Origin of the sequence: Sphingomonas crocodyli (genome assembly GCF_004005865.1) — a bacterium.
Taxonomy (GTDB): domain Bacteria; phylum Pseudomonadota; class Alphaproteobacteria; order Sphingomonadales; family Sphingomonadaceae; genus Rhizorhabdus; species Rhizorhabdus crocodyli.
The window spans coordinates 1991787-2008868 of record NZ_SACN01000001.1; the positions used below are offsets into that span (position 1 = coordinate 1991787).

Annotated in this window: 16 protein-coding genes; 10 read left to right on the top strand and 6 right to left on the bottom strand. The window is 66.4% G+C overall.

Annotated features, from left to right (window positions below; genetic code table 11):
* Positions 1-33: 33 nt before the first annotated feature.
* Positions 34-513 (top strand): PilZ domain-containing protein, encoded by a 480-nt coding sequence (locus EOD43_RS09580; RefSeq protein ID WP_127743249.1) that lies wholly within the window; start codon positions 34-36, stop codon positions 511-513.
* A 105-nt stretch (positions 514-618) separates the two neighbouring features.
* Complete coding sequence (locus tag EOD43_RS09585; RefSeq protein WP_127743250.1) at positions 619-1164, top strand: PilZ domain-containing protein; 546 nt, start codon at positions 619-621, stop codon at positions 1162-1164.
* Here EOD43_RS09585 and EOD43_RS09590 read toward each other — a convergent pair.
* The 4 genes from EOD43_RS09590 to EOD43_RS09605 form a co-directional block, all read right to left on the bottom strand.
* Positions 1161-1958 (bottom strand): PhzF family phenazine biosynthesis protein, encoded by a 798-nt coding sequence (locus EOD43_RS09590; RefSeq protein ID WP_127743251.1) that lies wholly within the window; start codon positions 1956-1958, stop codon positions 1161-1163. The two genes, EOD43_RS09585 and EOD43_RS09590, sit on opposite strands and share 4 nt — an antisense overlap.
* Positions 1955-2839 (bottom strand): cation diffusion facilitator family transporter, encoded by an 885-nt coding sequence (locus EOD43_RS09595; RefSeq protein WP_240653130.1) that lies wholly within the window; start codon positions 2837-2839, stop codon positions 1955-1957. Before EOD43_RS09595 ends, EOD43_RS09590 begins: the two co-directional genes overlap by 4 nt.
* A complete protein-coding gene (pdxH, locus tag EOD43_RS09600) occupies positions 2836-3411 on the bottom strand; it encodes a pyridoxamine 5'-phosphate oxidase (protein WP_127743253.1) in 576 nt (191 codons plus the stop codon). The genes EOD43_RS09595 and pdxH overlap by 4 nt, the downstream gene beginning before the upstream one ends.
* A 102-nt stretch (positions 3412-3513) precedes the next feature.
* Positions 3514-4878, bottom strand: coding sequence for an aminotransferase-like domain-containing protein (locus EOD43_RS09605; protein WP_127743254.1), 1365 nt, complete (start codon positions 4876-4878; stop codon positions 3514-3516).
* Positions 4879-4995: 117 nt separating this feature from the next.
* Between EOD43_RS09605 and EOD43_RS23625 the strand changes: the two genes are divergently transcribed.
* The 5 genes from EOD43_RS23625 (at position 4996) to EOD43_RS09625 (ending at position 12667) form a co-directional block, all read left to right on the top strand.
* Positions 4996-5139: a hypothetical protein gene (locus EOD43_RS23625; protein WP_164857172.1), complete on the top strand. Its 144-nt coding sequence runs from the start codon at positions 4996-4998 to the stop codon at positions 5137-5139.
* The gene (locus tag EOD43_RS09610; RefSeq protein WP_127743255.1) at positions 5136-5756 is read left to right on the top strand and encodes a LysE family translocator; all 621 of its coding nucleotides are present in this window, start codon (positions 5136-5138) and stop codon (positions 5754-5756) included. Before EOD43_RS23625 ends, EOD43_RS09610 begins: the two co-directional genes overlap by 4 nt.
* Before the next feature lie 153 nt (positions 5757-5909).
* Positions 5910-9242 carry a transglutaminase family protein gene (locus EOD43_RS09615; RefSeq protein ID WP_127743256.1) on the top strand — a complete coding sequence of 1111 codons (3333 nt, stop codon included), beginning with the start codon at positions 5910-5912 and terminating at the stop codon, positions 9240-9242.
* A gap of 21 nt (positions 9243-9263) precedes the next feature.
* A complete protein-coding gene (locus tag EOD43_RS09620; protein ID WP_240653131.1) occupies positions 9264-11786 on the top strand; it encodes a circularly permuted type 2 ATP-grasp protein in 2523 nt (840 codons plus the stop codon).
* Positions 11786-12667 carry a transglutaminase family protein gene (locus tag EOD43_RS09625; RefSeq protein ID WP_127743258.1) on the top strand — a complete coding sequence of 294 codons (882 nt, stop codon included), beginning with the start codon at positions 11786-11788 and terminating at the stop codon, positions 12665-12667. The genes EOD43_RS09620 and EOD43_RS09625 overlap by 1 nt, the downstream gene beginning before the upstream one ends.
* On the opposite strand, the gene EOD43_RS09630 is transcribed toward EOD43_RS09625, so the two are convergent.
* Complete coding sequence (locus tag EOD43_RS09630; RefSeq protein ID WP_240653132.1) at positions 12654-13445, bottom strand: hypothetical protein; 792 nt, start codon at positions 13443-13445, stop codon at positions 12654-12656. The two genes, EOD43_RS09625 and EOD43_RS09630, sit on opposite strands and share 14 nt — an antisense overlap.
* A gap of 294 nt (positions 13446-13739) precedes the next feature.
* On the opposite strand from EOD43_RS09630, the gene egtB reads away from it, so the two are divergent.
* The 3 genes from egtB to EOD43_RS09645 are packed head-to-tail and all read left to right on the top strand — an operon-like array spanning position 13740 to position 16605.
* The gene (egtB, locus tag EOD43_RS09635) at positions 13740-14993 is read left to right on the top strand and encodes an ergothioneine biosynthesis protein EgtB (RefSeq protein ID WP_127743259.1); all 1254 of its coding nucleotides are present in this window, start codon (positions 13740-13742) and stop codon (positions 14991-14993) included.
* Positions 14983-15975 (top strand): L-histidine N(alpha)-methyltransferase, encoded by a 993-nt coding sequence (gene egtD / locus EOD43_RS09640; RefSeq protein WP_127743260.1) that lies wholly within the window; start codon positions 14983-14985, stop codon positions 15973-15975. The genes egtB and egtD overlap by 11 nt, the downstream gene beginning before the upstream one ends.
* Before the next feature lie 21 nt (positions 15976-15996).
* The gene (locus EOD43_RS09645) at positions 15997-16605 is read left to right on the top strand and encodes a ribonuclease HII (RefSeq protein ID WP_127743261.1); all 609 of its coding nucleotides are present in this window, start codon (positions 15997-15999) and stop codon (positions 16603-16605) included.
* Between the two features lie 20 nt (positions 16606-16625).
* Here EOD43_RS09645 and EOD43_RS09650 read toward each other — a convergent pair whose 3' ends face one another.
* On the bottom strand, positions 16626-16985 hold the full coding sequence (locus EOD43_RS09650; RefSeq protein WP_127743262.1) for a hypothetical protein: 360 nt from the start codon (positions 16983-16985) through the stop codon (positions 16626-16628).
* Positions 16986-17082: the final 97 nt, after the last annotated feature.

A 17082-nucleotide genomic window follows, 5' to 3' on the forward strand; every position in this document is an offset into this window, starting at 1 on the left:
CTCCGATATCGAACCAATCCGATCGAGTTGAGTATGAGCGACAGGCGCCACGACGAACGTATTGAAGTCCACCTGTCCGCCCGGCTGCGCCCGGGCATCTGCATCGCGCTCGATATGGAGGGCGCGAAAGGCGACATCATCCAGCATGTCACCGTCACCGATCTTTCGGGCGGCGGCTTTTCGATGCTGGGCAACACCACCCTGTTCCTCGGTTCGCCCGTGATGGTCGAAGTGCCGCTGGTCGGCTGGCGCGAGGCGCATGTGATGTGGATGGCCGAAGGGCGCATCGGCTGCCAGTTCGCCGAGCCGCTGTCGGCGCAGGAGCTTGAGGACGCGGTCGCGTCCGATGGCGATTTCAACGAGCTGTTCCCCGGCCTCGTCGCGCAGATGACCACGCGCTTCGATACCACGCTCACATCGATGCCGCTGGCGGGCGGCGCGGTGATCGAACTCGAACTTGCCGTGCGCCTGTCGGAACGCGGGGTCGAGGTGCTGTCGGTCGATCAGATTTAACGGCACTCTCTCTCTCAAAACTAATCTGAATCAGTTTTTGCGCAGCGGAACCTTCCCGATTTTCCGCCATTGTCACCGTTGTCAGTAGCTGTGTTGAGTTGCGTGATGACTGATCGCCGGCATGACGAGCGCATCGAAGTTCATCTTTCCGCGCGCATTCGCCCGGAGCTTTCGATCGTGCTCGACCTTGAGGGCGCGTCCGGAGACGCGATCCACAATGTCATCGTCACCGATCTGTCGGGCGGCGGCTTCGCGATGCTCGTCAACGTCTCACTGTTTCTGGGCGCGTCGGTGATGATCGATGTGCCATTGATCGGCTGGCGCGAGGCGCGGGTCGTCTGGATGGGGGAAAAAAGGATCGGCTGCCAGTTTGCGCAGCCCTTATCGGCGCTGGAGCTCAAGGGCGCCGTCGCCTCCGACGATGGCTTTATCGAGACGTTTCCCGGCTTGGCCTCGCGGATCGGTGAGGAGATCAGCGCCGCTCAGTTCGCAATGCCGCAGGCCGGCGGCGCCATCATCGAACTGCATCTGGTGGTGCGGATGTCCGAACAGGGTATCGAGGTGATGCCGGTTTCGCCCTCCGATGACGTCATCGAAGCCCAGCCTGCACGCGTGCAGCTGACGAACCCGGCCGCCAAGACCGGGCATTAGAGGCGGAAGCGCCCCTCGATCACCGTCACGCACCGCCCCTCCAATATCGCCCAGTCGCCCTTGAGCGTGCAGCGCAAATGGCCGCCGCGCGCGGACGCCTGAAAGGCGGTGAAGCTGTCACGGCCGAGGCGGGCGGCCCAATAGGCAGTCAGCAGGCAGTGCGCCGATCCCGTCACCGGATCCTCGTCGATCCCCGCGCCGGGCGCGAAGACACGGCTGACGATGTCGGTCTCATCCCCCGGCGCCGTCGCGATCAGCAGCAGATCGCCCAGCGGCTTCAGTGCGCGGAAATCGGGGTCGAGCGCGCGGATCTCCTTTTCGCTGCCATAGACGAGCAGCGCATAGCCGCCGTCGCGCCAAAGGGTCTCGACCGGCGCGCCGCCGACCCCGCCGAGCAGGGGCAGGGGAAGCGACTTCGGCTCGGTCTTCCATGCGGGCAAGGCAAGCCGATAGCCGGTATCGGCGCGCGACACCTCCAGCAGGCCCGACTTGCGCGTGCGGAAGCGCACCTTGTCGAGCGTCGGATCGGCCGACAGCAGCACATGCCCGCTCGCCAGCGTCGCATGGCCGCACAAGGCGACCTCGACCGTCGGCGTGAACCAGCGCAGCTCATAATCGGCCTCGCCGCTCGCATCGGGGACGAGGAAGGCGGTCTCCGCCAGATTGTTCTCCTCGGCGATCCGCTGCAGCACATCGTCGGGCAGCCACGCGTCGAGCGGCATCACCGCGGCCGGATTGCCGACGAAGGGCCGGTCGGCAAAGGCATCGACCTGGTGGAAGGGCAGGCTGGTCACGCGGTCATCTCCGTTTTCGGGTCGAACTGCCCGGTCGGTTCAGGGTTGATCAGGATTTCGGTGTCGGGGAATTCGGCCATCAGGCGCGCTTCCAGCGCGTCCATCGCGCGATGCGCCTCGCCGATCGTCATCGCGGGATCGACCCAGATGTGGAACTGGACGAAATCGCGGTCGCCCGACGTGCGGGTGCGCAGTTCGTGAATGCCCTCAAGCTCGGGATGGCAGCGGACGGCGCGGACGAAGGCCTGGCGCTTCTCCTCGGGCCATTCCTTGTCCATCAGCTGATCGATCGCATCGCCCGACGCGCGCCACGCGCCCCAGGCGAGCCACAAAGCGATCGCGATGCCGAACAGAGGATCCGCGCCAGTAACGCCCACGAAACCGTCGAGCACCAGCGCGACGATCACCGCGCCGTTGAGCAGCAGATCGCTCTGATAATGGACATTGTCCGTGCGGATCGCGACCGATCCGGTCTGCGCAATGATTCGTCGCTGATAAAGCAGGAGCCCGCCGGTCAGGATCAGCGAGAGGACCGAAACCGCGATCCCCTCATGCGCCGCGCCGGTTTCCGCGCCCTCGATCCACTGTTCGATCGCGCGGATGATCAGCCCGAAGGCGGAAATGCTGATGAGGACGACCTGGAACAAAGCCGCGATCGCCTCCGCCTTGCCATGTCCGAAGCGGTGCTTGCGATCGGCGGGACGGGCGGCGAGGCGGACGCCGTAGAGCGTGGCGAGCGAGGCAACGATGTCGAGTACCGTATCCGCGAGCGACCCGAGCATCGCGACCGACCCGCTGATCCACGCCGCATGACCCTTCAGGATCGCGAGGATGAGGGCGACCGAGACCGACGCCAATGCTGCGCGGACGTTGAGGGTCACGGGTAGAGCAGTCCTTCGCTCCAGCCGTCGCCGGCGCGCGTGAACAGGCGGCGTTCGTGGAGGCGGTGGGCGCGATCCTGCCAGAACTCGATCCGTTCGGGCGCGACGCGGAAGCCCGACCAGTGCGGCGGACGGGTGACGTCGCCGCCTTCGAAGCGCGCCTTCACCGCATCGAAGCGCGCTTCGAACGTCTCGCGGCTGTCGAGCGGGCGCGATTGATCGGAGGCCCAGGCGCCCAGCTGCGAATCCCGCGCGCGGGTCGCGAAATAGGCGTCGGCCTCGGCATCGGTGACGCGGCTCACCGGCCCCTCGATGCGGATCTGCCGGCGCAGCGATTTCCAGTGGAACAGCAGGGCCGCCTTGGGATGCGCCAGCAACTCGCCCGCCTTGCGCCCTTCGAAATTGGTGTAGAACACGAAGCCGCGTTCATCATGGCCCTTGAGCAGCACCATGCGCACCGAAGGCTGCCCGTCGGCGCCAACGGTGGCGAGCGCCATCGCGTTCGAATCATTGGGCTCGCTCGTCCGCGCTTCGGCGAACCAGCTTTCGAAGATGGGGAAGGGATTGGTCATGGTCTCTCTCTACCCGTCATTGCGAGCGTAGCGAAGCAATCCACTCCGCACTTCGGAATGGATTGCCGCGTCGCCTGCGGCTCCTCGCAATGACGAGGGGACTTAGACCACGCCATGATCGCGCTCGCGCAGGGCATCCGCCACCCGATCGACCGCGCTCGACAAGGTCGCGCGATCCGCCACCGCGCCGATGCACAGCCGCACGCCCGACAACATCCCTGCATCGACCAACGGCGCGGACGGCGGCGTGATCTCCACACCGGCGCGCATCGCGCGGGCGGCGAGGCGTTCGGCGTCGATTTCGGGCATGGGCAGCCACAGATGCGGACAGCGCGGATCGGCGGGCGCCTCGCACGCGCTGCCCAGCCTGTCGCGGGCGATGGCGCCGCGGGCGAGCATTTCGGCCTGCACCTCGGCCACCACCTCGTCGGCCGTACCGTCCTCGATCCACTGGCTCGCGATCATCGCGCCCAGCGATGCGGGCGAATAGATGCGCGCGCGGATCAGGCGCAGCGCCGCATCATATTGGTCGGCATTGGGCATCACCATGTAACCGACGCGCAGGCCCGGCGCCAAAGCCTTGGACGTGCCGTTGATGTAGATGCAGCGATCGGGCGCATAGGCGCTGAGCGGGGGCGGGGCGGTGCCGATCGCGAAGACCGAATAGAGATCGTCCTCGACGATCCAGAGGCCACGTTTGCGCGCCACCTCGATAATCTCCATTCGCCGCCGGTACGACATGATCCGCCCGGTCGGGTTCTGGAGCGTGGGGAGCGTGTAGAGCAGTTTCGCGCCGCTTTCCGCCGCCGCTTGGTCGAGCGCATCGGGCAACAGCCCTTCGCCGTCCATCGCCACGCCGCGCAGCTTGTAGCCGCCGACCTGCGCGATCGATCGCATCCCGAAATAGGTTGCCGCCTCGCACAGCAAGGTGTCGCCGGGCTTGCAAAGCGTGTCGAACGCCAGCGTCATCGCCTGCTGCGCGCCGGTGGTGACGATCAGCTTCGAGACATCAATCGCGTCATGCCCGCTCACGCGCTTGAGCCATTCGGCGCCGAGCCGGCGGTGCGCGGCATAGCCTTCGGGCGGGGCGTAGCCGAGATGGTCGACAAGGTCGGGGCGCTGGCGCAGCCGCCCGAAGGTCGCCGCGAAGCGCCGCTGCGCGGGGGCGAGGGGGGGCACGTTCTGCGACATGCGGATCGTGCCGTCGTCGAGCGGGGGCGCAAGGCTCGCCTGATCGGCGACGAAGCTGCCGCGTCCGACCTGCGCGGTGATCAGCCCTTCGCGCACCGCTTCGGCATAGACGGTCGTGACCGTGCCGAGGCCGATGCCCAGCCGGTGCGCCAGATCGCGATGCGTGGGCAGCTTTTCGCCGGGCGTCAGAACCCCGTCCGCAATGTCGCGGCGCATCGCCGAGAGCAGGCGGCCGGACACCGTCTCCACATCGTCGGCCAGAACGGGGGTCCACATCGATTGTCTCCAACATTGTCACTATGACAATATAAATTTTGACATGTAACAATTGCCAGGACAATTCGGCGGCGTCAACCGGCCAATCGGAGACTCGGCCAAAAAAGGAGACGTTCCATGCGCAATGTTCTGACCACCAGCATCGTGACCTTCTTTCTGGGCGGCACCGTCCTGATCGTCGCGGCGTCGGCGATCAGCGACGATCGCTGGAACGGCGGCGTGGCGGCGCAGTACGACCTTGCCAAAGCACTCGGGCGATGACGCCCGAACTGCTCGCGGCGGCCGCTTCCTTCTGCATCGTCTCGTCGGGGACGCCGGGGCCGAACAATATGATGCTGCTGTCGTCGGGGGCCACGTTCGGCTTCCGCCGCACCTTGCCGCATGTGTTCGGGATCAGCGCGGGCTGCGTCGTGATGGTGCTGCTGCTCGGTTTCGGGCTGGCGGGGCTGATCGAAAGCGTGCCGTGGCTCTACACCGCGCTCCACATCGTCTCGACCGCCTATCTGCTGTGGCTCGCCTACAAGATCGCGACATCCACCGGACTTGGCGAGGTGAGGCCACGCGCGCAGCCGCTGGGTTTCTGGGGCGCGGCGGCGTTCCAGTGGGTCAATCCGAAGGCGTGGGCGATGTGCCTGGGCGCCGCGACCAGCTTCTCGCGGCCCGAGACGCTGACGACCGACGTGCTGATCGTCGCGGCGGTGCTGGGCCTCACCGGCCTGCCGTGCATCATGTGCTGGGCGGGCGGCGGCGTGGCGATCCGCCACTGGCTCGATCGGCCGGGGCTCCTGCGCGCGTTCAACATCGGCATGGCGGCCCTGCTGGTCGCGTCTTTGGTGCCGGGGATCGTGGAACTCATAACCTCGTCATTGCGAGCGTAGCGAAGCAATCCAGGCCCGCATGCGAGAGGCGCGCGAACCATCTCTGGTTCGGGCCTGGATTGCTTCGTCGCCTTCGGCTTCTCGCAATGACGAGGAAAAGGAGATGACGACTCTGTTGCACCGCACAAGCGGTTGCGGCATCCCTTTGCGGCCATGATTCAAGCCGCGCTCCATCATCGCACGAGCTACAGCTATGACCGCCCGGTCCAGCTTGGCCCGCAGATCATCCGCCTGCGCCCCGCCGCGCACAGCCGAACGGCGGTGCCGAACTATTCGCTGTCGATCAGCCCGGAAAACCACTTCATCAACTGGCAGCAGGATCCGCACGGTAATTGGCTGGCGCGGATCGTGTTTCCGGAGCCGGCGGATCATTTCTCGATCACGGTCGATCTGATCGCCGATCTGGTGGTCGTGAACCCGTTCGATTTCTTCGTCGAGGATTATGCCGAACACCGGCCCTTCCTCTACGCGCCCGCGCTTTCCGCCGATCTCGCCGCCTATTTCGAAACCGAGCCGCAGGGGCCTTTGTTCGAAGACCTGCTCGCCCGCTTTGGCGGCACGAAGCAGCGCACGATCGACTTCCTCGTCGAGGTCAATCAGGCGGTGCGCGAACAGGTCGATTACGTCATCCGCTACGATCCGGGTGTGCAGGCGCCCGAGGAGACGCTGGAGATCGGATCGGGAAGCTGCCGCGACAGTGCGTGGCTGTTGGTCCATCTGCTCCGCCGCCTCGGCTTCGCCGCGCGCTTCGTGTCCGGCTATTCGATCCAGCTGGTCGCCGACGTGACCCCGATCGACGGTCCCAAAGGCGTGACGCACGATGTCTGCGATCTCCATGCCTGGGCCGAAGCCTATGTGCCCGGCGCGGGCTGGATCGGCTTCGACGCGACATCGGGGATGCTGGCGGGCGAGGGGCATATTCCGCTCGCCGCGACGCCGCACCACCAGTCGGCATCGCCGATCGAGGGCGGCTGGACGCCGACGTCGCCCGATCCGGTCAAGACCGACTTCGCCTATGCGATGGACGTGCAGCGCATTGCCGAGGCGGTGCGCATCACCAAGCCCTTCACCGACGCCCGCTGGGATGCGGTCAACGCGCTGGGCGAAAAGGTCGACGCCGATCTCGCCGCGCAGGACGTGCGACTGACGATGGGCGGCGAGCCGACCTTCGTTGCGATCGACGACCCGGAAGCGCCCGAATGGAATGGCGACGCGGTAGGGCCGACCAAGGCGGGCTATGCCGACCGGCTGATCCGTAAGATGCGCGATCGCTTCGCGCCGGGCGGGCTGATCCACCACGGGCAGGGCAAATGGTATCCGGGCGAAAGCCTGCCGCGCTGGGGCTATTCGGTCTATTGGCGATTGGATGGCGTGCCGGTGTGGCGCGACGCGAGCCTGATCGCGGGCAGCGCCGAGGCCGGCAAGCCGCTGACCAGCGACGATGCCCAATCCTTCCTGTCGCGCGTGGCCGAAGGGCTGGGCGTCGGCGCGGACATGATCGAGCCGGCTTTTGAGGACGGGATCGAGTGGGCGGTGAAGGAGGCGCAGCTTCCCGACAATGTCGACCCGACCGACCCGAAGATCGACGATCCCGAGGCGCGCAGCCGGATGGTGACGGCGTTCGAACGCGGGCTGAGCAAGCCGGTCGGCTATGTCCTGCCGATCCAGGCGTGGCAGGCGGCGCAGGCACCCACCGGCCGCCGCTGGCGATCCGAAAAGTGGACGGTGCGACGCGGCAAGCTGTTCGTGATGCCGGGGGATGCCTCGATCGGCTATCGCCTGCCGCTCGGCTCGCTGCCCTTCGTGCCGCCGGCCGCCTATCCCTATCTCCACCCGCGCGACACGACAGAGCCGCGCGAGGAATTGCCCGATTTTCATGCGGCGATCGAACAGCGTTCGGAGGCCGTGGCTCCGGCGACCGGCGCCGTTGCGCAGGATCGGCAGGAGCAGACGATCATCGCCGGCGCAGTCCGCACCGCGATGACGACCGAGGCGCGCGGCGATCACGTCGCGGTGTTCCTGCCGCCGACCGAGCGGCTTGAGGATTATCTGGAGCTGATCGCCGAGATCGAGGCGCAGGCGGCGAAGACCCGCATTCCCGTCCGCATCGAAGGCTATGCCCCGCCGCCCGATCCGCGGCTTCAGGTTCTGAAGGTCACGCCCGATCCAGGCGTGATCGAGGTCAATATCCAGCCGTCGGGCAGCTGGGCCGAGACGGTCGACATCACGACCAACCTGTACGACATGGCGCGCGAATGCGGGCTGACCGCCGACAAGTTCATGGTCGACGGGCGCGCGATCGGCACCGGCGGCGGCAATCATATCGTGCTGGGCGGACGTTCGGTGAACGACTCGCCCTTCATCCGCCGGCCCGATATGCTCAAGAGCTTCGTGCTGTTCTGGCAACGGCATCCGTCGCTCAGCTATCTGTTCTCGGGCCTCACCATCGGCCCGACCAGCCAGGCGCCGCGCATCGACGAGGCGCGGCATGACGGCCTCTACGAACTCGAAATCGCGCTGGCGCAGGTGCCGGGGCCGGATGAGGGGCCGCAGCCGGCGCCGTGGGTGGTCGATCGGCTGTTCCGCAACCTGCTGGTCGACGTGACGGGCAATACGCACCGCACCGAAATCTGCATCGACAAGATGTATTCGCCCGACGGCCCGACCGGACGGCTCGGCCTGCTCGAATTCCGCGGTTTCGAAATGCCGCCCGAGGCGAAGATGAGCCTTGCGCAGCAGCTTCTGCTCCGCGCTCTGACCGCATGGTTCTGGCGCGAGCCGCAGAAGGGCGGGTTCGTGCGCTGGGGCACGACGCTCCACGATCGTTTCCTGCTGCCGCACTTCGTCTGGGCCGATTTCCTGGAGGTTCTGAACGACCTGCGCGGGGCGGGTTACGATTTCGATCCGGCATGGTTCGAGGCGCAGCGGCAGTTCCGCTTCCCCGTTCACGGTACCGTGCAGGCGGGTGGCGTGTCGCTGGAGATCGCGCACGCGCTTGAGCCGTGGAATGTGCTGGGCGAAACCGGCGCGATCGGCGGCACGGTGCGCTATGTCGACAGCTCGACCGAGCGGCTGCAGGTCAAGGCCGCCGGGCTGATCCCCGGCCGCCACATCGTTTCGTGCAACGGGCGGCGCGTGCCGCTGACGCCGACGGGAGTTCCGGGCGAGGCGGTTGGCGGGGTGCGGTACAAGGCGTGGTGGCCCGCAAACAGCATGCACCCGCTGCTGCCGCCCAACGCGCCGTTGACCTTCGACATACTCGATACGTGGAACGGCCGTTCGCTGGGCGGATGCGTCTATCATGTCGCTCACCCCGGCGGCAGAAACTATGATACGGTCCCCGTGAACGATTATGAGGCGGAGGCCCGACGCCGTGCGCGGTTCCAGGATCATGGACACACGCCCGGCCCGGTGACGATGCCGATACAGGAGAGGGTGAGCGAGTTTCCGATGACGCTAGACCTTCGCGCACCGCCGATCGTGTAGCGCGCCATGCAGGGGGAACTGATGGCGCAGCTGCCGGGAATGCCAAGTCTCGGACAAGGCTGGCTGCACAGCTATATCGGCGTCGCGGGCGCGGCGGATACGCTGCGCGGCGATGCGGGCCGTGGCGCGCACTGGTGGCACACGCTCTTTGACGGGCTGAGCGAGCTTGCCGATGGCGGGCGGCTCGACACGATCCAGCAGCGTATCGCGCGGCAGGTGCAGGAACTCGGCACCGCCTTCCGCCTGCCCGGCGAAGGGCAGGAGCGCCAATGGCCGCTCTCCGCCGTCCCGCTGCTGATCGGCGAGGATGAGTGGCACGGCATCGCCGAGGGCGTTTCGCAGCGCGCCGAACTGATGGAACGCCTGCTCGGCGACATCTTCGGTGAGCAGCAGATGGTGCTGAGCGGTGCGGTGCCCGAGGCACTGATCACCGGCAGCCGCGATTTCTGGCGTTCGCAGATCGGGGTGAAGCCGCCGGGCGGCTATCGCCTGCACATTTACGCCGTCGATCTGGGACGCGACCCGAGCGGCGAGTGGCGCGTGCTGGACGATCATGCGCGCGCGCCCGTGGGTGCTGGCTATGCACTGGAAAACCGCCTCGCTGCGACCCGCGTGATGGGCAATCTGCAGACGCGCTTGCAGGTCGAACGTCTGGCGGGCTTCTTTTCGGCCTTCCGCGAAGGTCTGTCGGCGGTGTGCCGCCGGTCCGAACCGCGCATCGGCCTGCTGACGCCGGGCCGCTACAACCAGTCCTATCCCGAACAGGCGCACCTGGCGCGCTATCTGGGCCTGCTGCTGCTCGAAGGCAGCGATCTGGCGGTGCGCGACGACGGGCTGTTCGTGCGCACGATCGAGGGGATGAAGCGGATCGACGCGTTGTGGCGCCGGATCGATTCCAAATATCTCGATCCGCTGGCGTTCGATTCGGGTTCGGCGATCGGCGTGCCGGGGCTGATGGACGCGATGGAGGCGGGACAGGCCGTCATCGCCAATGCGCCGGGCGCGGGCGTGATCGAAGCCAATGCCTTCGCTGCCTTCCTTCCCGCGCTCGCCCGCCGGCTGATCGGTGAAGAACTCAAGCTGCCCAATATCGCGACCTGGTGGTGCGGGCAGGATGGGCCGCGCGCCTTTGTCGAGGATAATCTCGACGAACTGCTCATCGGGCCCGCTTTCCGTGAGGCGCCGATGGGGCTGCGCGGTGGGCGGCCAGTGCTGGGGTCTTCGCTGTCGGCCGTCGATCGCGAACGGCTGCTTGCCGACATGAAGCTGCGCCCGATGGACTATGTCGGGCAGGAGATCGTCCGCGTCTCGACCACACCCGCGGTTCAGCACGGCGCGATGGTGCCGCGTCCGTTCACCTTGCGGGTCTTCGCTGCGCGCGATGCGCAGGGGCATTGGACGGTGATGCCCGGCGGCTTCGCGCGGCTGGGCGACGACAGCGACGTGCGCGCGACCGTGATGGGCGAGGGCGCTTTTTCCGCCGACGTCTGGATCGTGGGGCGCAAGCCCGTGACCGACCAGACATCTTTGCTGCCCTCGCTCGTCCCGATCCGCCGCAATCCGGGCACGTTGACGAGCCGTGCGGCCGACAATCTCTACTGGCTCGGCCGCTATCTGGAGCGTGGCGAGTCCACGCTGCGGCTGGTACGCTCGACGCTGGGCGGCAGCATCGTGGCGGATGGCGGCGCGGCCCTGTTCCCGCTGACGCTCGACCGGCTCGGCTCGCTGCTCGTCTCCACCGGCGCCGCGCGCACGGGGCCGGAGCCCGAGGACGATGCCGAGGAGCATGATGTCGACGGCGGCGAGACGCACGACCTGCGCCACCTCGCCTTGCTCGCGCTCGATGGCGATGGTGCGGCCAGCGTCGCCTCGCTGATCCGCAGCGCGCGGATGATCGCCAGCGTGATGCGCGATCGCCTGTCGGCCGATGTGTGGCGCCTGATCGACGCGCCGCTCCCCCGGCGTTTCTCCGAAGATGCCGAAGCGACCTTGGCGCGCGCGGTGGAATTGCAGGGGCGCTTCTCCGCGCTGGCGGGTTTGGCGGCCGAGAATATGGGCCGTACTTCCGGTTGGCGCTTCCACGATCTGGGCCGCCGGGTGGAGCGCGCTTTGATGGTCTGTCGCCTGCTGCGCAGCTTTGCGGGCAAGGATGCGTCGGCGGACGACCTGACGACCCTGCTCGACCTCAACGACACGCAGATCAGCTATCGCGCGCGGTATCTGACCGGCCTTGCGGTCGAGCCGGTGCGCGACATGATCGCGCTTGATCCGTTCAACCCGCGCTCGATCGCCTATCAGGTCGGGCGCATCCGCCAGCACCTCGATCGCCTGCCCACCCTGCGCGACGACGGCATGGCCGAAGCGCATGTCTCGCTGTCGATCCGGATCGAGGCCGCGGTGCGCACCGCGACCGCCGAGACGCTCGATACCAGCGCGGTGCTGGGGATCGAGAATATGCTCGAGGATCTGTCCGATGCGATCGGCAAGCGCTTCTTCCTGCAGGGATCGGAAAGCCTGCGCATGGGCGGGATGACATTAGCCTGATGCTCTATCAGATCAGCCATAAGACGCGGTTCCGCTATGCCTTCCCCGTCACGTTCGCGCGCTGCAACCTGCGGCTGAAGCCGATCGAATGGGATGGGCAGCGGCTCGACGGCTTCGATCTGGAGATCAGCCCGACCGCGAAACTCTCCCAACCCAAGCCGATCGGCTATCTGGGCTTCGTCAGCCGTATGGTGCTGGAGGTGCCGGCGCGCGAGATCCTGATCGAAAGCAGGATGCGGATCCGGGTCGATCGCGAAGTGCCGGTGCCCGAGGCGGACGACCTGTCCGTCGCCGAAATCGCCAGCCTGGCGCGCGCCAAGGCCGACAAGCGCCCAGAAAGCCCCGCCAATTATCTCTATCCCTCGCCGTCGATCCCGCTGTTTCAGGCGGCGACCGATTGGGCGGCGGATCTGTTGCGGCCCGATCGGCCGATCGTCGAGGCGGGGCTGGCGCTCGCCACGCGCATCCATGACGAGTTCGTCTATGATGGCAGCGCCACCACCGTCGATACGCCGCCGGCCGAGGCGTTCGAGAAGAAGCACGGCGTCTGTCAGGATTTCGCGCAGATCATGGTCGCGGCTTTGCGCGGCCACGGCCTGCCCGCCGCTTACGTCTCGGGCTATTTGCGCACCGTGCCGCCGCCCGGCAAGGAAAGGCTGATCGGCGCCGATGCGACGCATGCCTGGGCGGCGATCTGGTGCGGGCCGAAGCGCGGTTGGCTGGGCTTCGATCCGACCAATGCCTGCATGGTGGGACCGGATCATATCATCACCGCGATGGGCCGCGATTATGCGGATGTCGCGCCGATCGACGGCGTGTTCACCGGGCTGGACGGGCAGAAGGTCGACGTGTCGGTCGACGTGGAGCCTATCGGCCAGTGACGATCGGCCCCATCGGTGGGGGCGGATAGGCCGACGGCGGCAAGACGCCACCCGGCGTGCCGGCGGTCACGACCCTGTAAAATGCGGGTCCGGCCGGGCTCAGCACGATCAGGTCGATCGCGATCTGCATCGCCACTATCGTCCCGGCGCCCCACCACCAGCCGGGATGGACCCGGCCATCGACCCTTAGATCGCGGCGGATGCCGATCAGCGGGAAGATGATGATCGCGGCGAAAACCGCCCAGCCGGCCGCCGGAATCAGGAACGGCATCGGCAGCAATCGACCAAAGGCCGGTCCCAGCAGGATCGTCATCCCGCAGAACATCAGCCGACGATGCCATTGGGTGCGCCGGCGCATCACGATCGCCGCCCCGGTCAATCCCGCAAAGGCCAGGATCGTCATCGGATTCATGATCAGAAAGTAGAGCGGCGTGAAGAAAAAGGGCGCATGGCCCCGCTGCACCATCATGATGGTGACGGCGATCCCCGCCGCAACCATCAGCGGAACCCAGATCAGCGCGATCCAGCCCAGGCGGCGATGCAGCGCGATGGCGGTCGGATGGCCCGCAAGGAAGCTTTGCGTGACATAAAGGGCGGTCCAGCCGAAGAAGATCAGGGCGTGGGCGTGGACTGTCCACGGCGCCATGAAGGTCGATCGGCCCAATGCCCATTGCATCGAAAAGCCCAGCACGATGATGCCGGCCATGACGATCGCGCTGATGCGGAAGAAGCGCGCGCTGCTGTCATCTTGAAAGTCCCTGCCGATGATCGTCGCCATCATGCTTCCCAAGATATGTCGCCGATATGCAACTGCGTAGCACGACCCGTTCGTCTTCGCGATGGCGCACTTGCCAGCATTCGGGCGGCGGGCGCATAAGGTGCGAAGGGGGCGAGGCCGGGGCTGATGCCGAAAATTATAAAAGATATCATCATGACGATCGTGGCCATGATCCTGCTGGGGATCGCCAGCGTGCAGTTCTGGCAGAAATACGGACATATCTTCGAAGAGCGTTATCAATCGCCCTACCGTTGATCTTTTGGAACAATTTCAGAAGCTTCGCGTTCGGAATGGATGCTGATCGGGGGAAATCTGCGCGACGATGTGATCCTTGATCGCGAGCATGTGGGCGGGCGTATCTCGCTCGCCGATCGCTATCGCACGGTCCGTGCGCGCAGCGAGGCGATTGCCGCGCCGCTCAGCCCCGAGGATCAGCAGCTCCAGTCGATGCCCGATGCCAGCCCGACCAAGTGGCATCTGGCGCATGTCAGCTGGTTCTTCGAAACCTTCCTGCTGGCGCGCGATCCCGCCTATCGGCCGTTCGATCCCGCCTACAAATTCCTGTTCAACAGCTATTATGACGCGATCGGTGCGCGCCATCCGCGCCCGCAGCGCGGGCTGCTCAGCCGGCCTACGGTGGCCGAGATCATGGCCTATCGCGCGCATGTCGATCGCGCGATGCTCGCGCGGATCGACGGGCTTCCCGCCGACCTGATCGAACTGGGTCTCAACCATGAGGAGCAGCATCAGGAACTGATCCTGATGGACATCAAGCACGCTTTCTCGATGAACGCGATCGCACCCGCTTATGCCCCACCGGCGGAAGCGTCGGCGGTGGGCGGCGAGGGCGGTTGGACCCGCTTCGATGGCGGGCTGATCGAGATCGGGCATGACGGCGCAGGCTTCGCCTTCGACAATGAAGGTCCGCGCCATCGCCAGTGGATCGAGCCGTTCCGTCTTGCCGACCGCCTCGTCACCAATGGCGAATGGGACGCCTTTATCGAGGATGGCGGCTATTCGACCCCGACCCTGTGGCTGTCGGATGGCTGGGCGACTGTCGGCGCCGAAGGGTGGCGGTCGCCGCTCTACTGGCGCGACGAACGGCGCATCTTCACCCTGCACGGCGAACAGCCGATCGATCCGGCCGCGCCGGTAAGTCACATCAGTTTTTATGAGGCGGATGCTTTCGCGCGCTGGGCGGGCAAGCGCCTGCCGACCGAGGCGGAGTGGGAGGTCGCCGCGCGCAGCGTCGCGCCCGAGCCGACCGGCGCCTCGATCGACCCCCGGCCCGCAACCGGCACCGGGCTGCGCCAGATGGCGGGCGCTTTGTGGCAATGGACCGCCAGCGCCTATGCGCCCTATCCCGGTTTCCGACCGGCCGACGACGCGACGGGCGAATATAACGGCAAGTTCATGTCGGGGCAGATGGTGCTGCGCGGCGGCGCCTGCATAACGCCGCCGGGTCATGCGCGATCGACCTACCGAAACTTCTTCCCGCCCGCCGCGCGCTGGGCCTTTGCCGGAGTGAGGCTCGCCGATGAAGCTTGATCTGTTGGCGACCCGCCCCGATGCGCTGGGCCTCGTCCGTTTCCACGACCATGAGCCGCCGCAGGACGATTTCCGCGCGGCCTTGATCGCGGGCATGTCGGCACCGGCCAAGTCGATCCCGTGCCGCTTCCTCTACGATGCATCGGGTTCGCTGTTGTTCGATCGGATCTGCGAACTGCCCGAATATTATCCGACGCGGACCGAGATCGGCATTCTTGGCGCGCATGCGGCCGAGATGGCGGCGGCGATCGGCCCCAATGCGCAGATCGTCGAACTGGGCAGCGGATCGAGCGCCAAGATCGGCCTGCTGCTCGACGCGCTCGATGCGCCGCGCAGCTATGTGCCGATCGATATTTCCCGCGAACATCTGCTCGGCGCGGCGCAGGCGATCCAGCAGCGATACCCCGCGCTGCAGGTCGAGGCAGTGTGCGCCGATTTCGCGCAGGAATTCGATCTGCCGGCCAACGATGGCGGCGGGCCGCGCGTCTGCTTCTATCCGGGGTCGACGATCGGCAATCTGACGCCGCCCGATGCGCTCGCCTTCCTCACCCAATGGGCGCAGAGGCTGGGGCAGGGCGCGCTGATGATCATCGGCGTCGATCTGCGCAAGGATGCCGCGATCCTCGAACCGGCCTATGACGATGCGCAAGGTGTGACGGCGCGGTTCAGCCTGAACATGCTGGCGCGTGCCAATCGCGAACTCGGCACCGATTTCGACGTGTCGCGCTTCCGCCACCGCGCGGTCTATCATGCGGATACGGGCCGGGTCGGGATCGATCTGGTCTCGCAGGCCGATCAGACCGTCCACCTCGATCATCATCGTTTCCCGATTGCGGAGGGCGAGGCGATTCATATCGAGGATAGCTGGAAATATCACATCGACGGTTTTCAGGCGCTCGCGGCCGAAGCCGGCTTCACGGCCCGTCGCGTCTGGACCGACGATGCGCAGCTGTTCAGCGTGCACCTGCTGGAAGTCGCCTGAGCTAGCCGCTAGGACGGCCCCATGAAGGGGCCAAATTTCGAACTGGAAATCGCACATCCCATGCCGCTCGCCGGGGTCGACGAGGCCGGTCGCGGTCCGCTGGCGGGGCCGGTGGTTGCGGCCGCGGTGATCCTCGATCGCGATTGCGTGCCCGCGGGCATCAACGATTCCAAGAAATTGAGCGCCGAAGCGCGGGCGCGGCTATGTGCCGAGATCATGGCCTGCGCGCGCGTTGGCATCGGTATCGCGAGCGTCGAGGAGATCGACGAGATCAACATATTGTGGGCATCGATGCTCGCGATGGAGCGCGCCGTGGCGGCGCTGTCGATCGCGCCCGCAATGATCCTGGTCGACGGCAATCGCTGCCCGAAATGGTCGCACCGTTCGGTCGCGGTGGTGGGCGGCGACGCCCTGTGCCTGTCGATCGCGGCGGCATCGATCATCGCGAAGGAAGAACGCGACCGCATCATGATCGAACATGATGCGGTCCATCCCGGCTATGGCTGGTCGTCGAACAAGGGTTACGGCACACCCGCGCATCTCGACGGGCTTCGCCGCCTCGGCCCGACCCCGCTCCACCGCCGCAGCTTCGCGCCGGTCGCGCAGTACAACATGTTCGCGGCGGAGTAATTAGAGTGGGGAGGGTGTGACTAGACCCCCGTCACATCCCGAAAATAGGCGATGCACCCCCGGTTGAAGCCCCAGCTGTCGGTCGGGCATTCATCCGGCGAGGCCAGATTGCGACGGCCCGCCCAGCGATAGCCGAGGTCGCGTTCGGAACAGCCGCTGCACCCTTCGTCATAGGCGGCGGGCTGGTAATAGCCTTCGCCATAGCCGCCGCTGCCCGGCGCATAGGGGTTATGCTCTAGGCCCGCGGCAACCGCCTGCGATCCGAAACGCTGGGTGCTCATCCCACTGACGGTGGCGGTGCCGCCAACGACGCCGACGAAGATCGCGCCGATCGCGAACAATGCGGGGGTGGCGTAGCGGCGCACGGCAGGAGGCAGCATCTCTCCGGTCCCTTTTGCCCACTCCCCGTCCATAACGACGGCCACAAGCCTGCGTTCCGGCAAAATCGACGAGGTGAGTCCGCCGCGCCACACCACT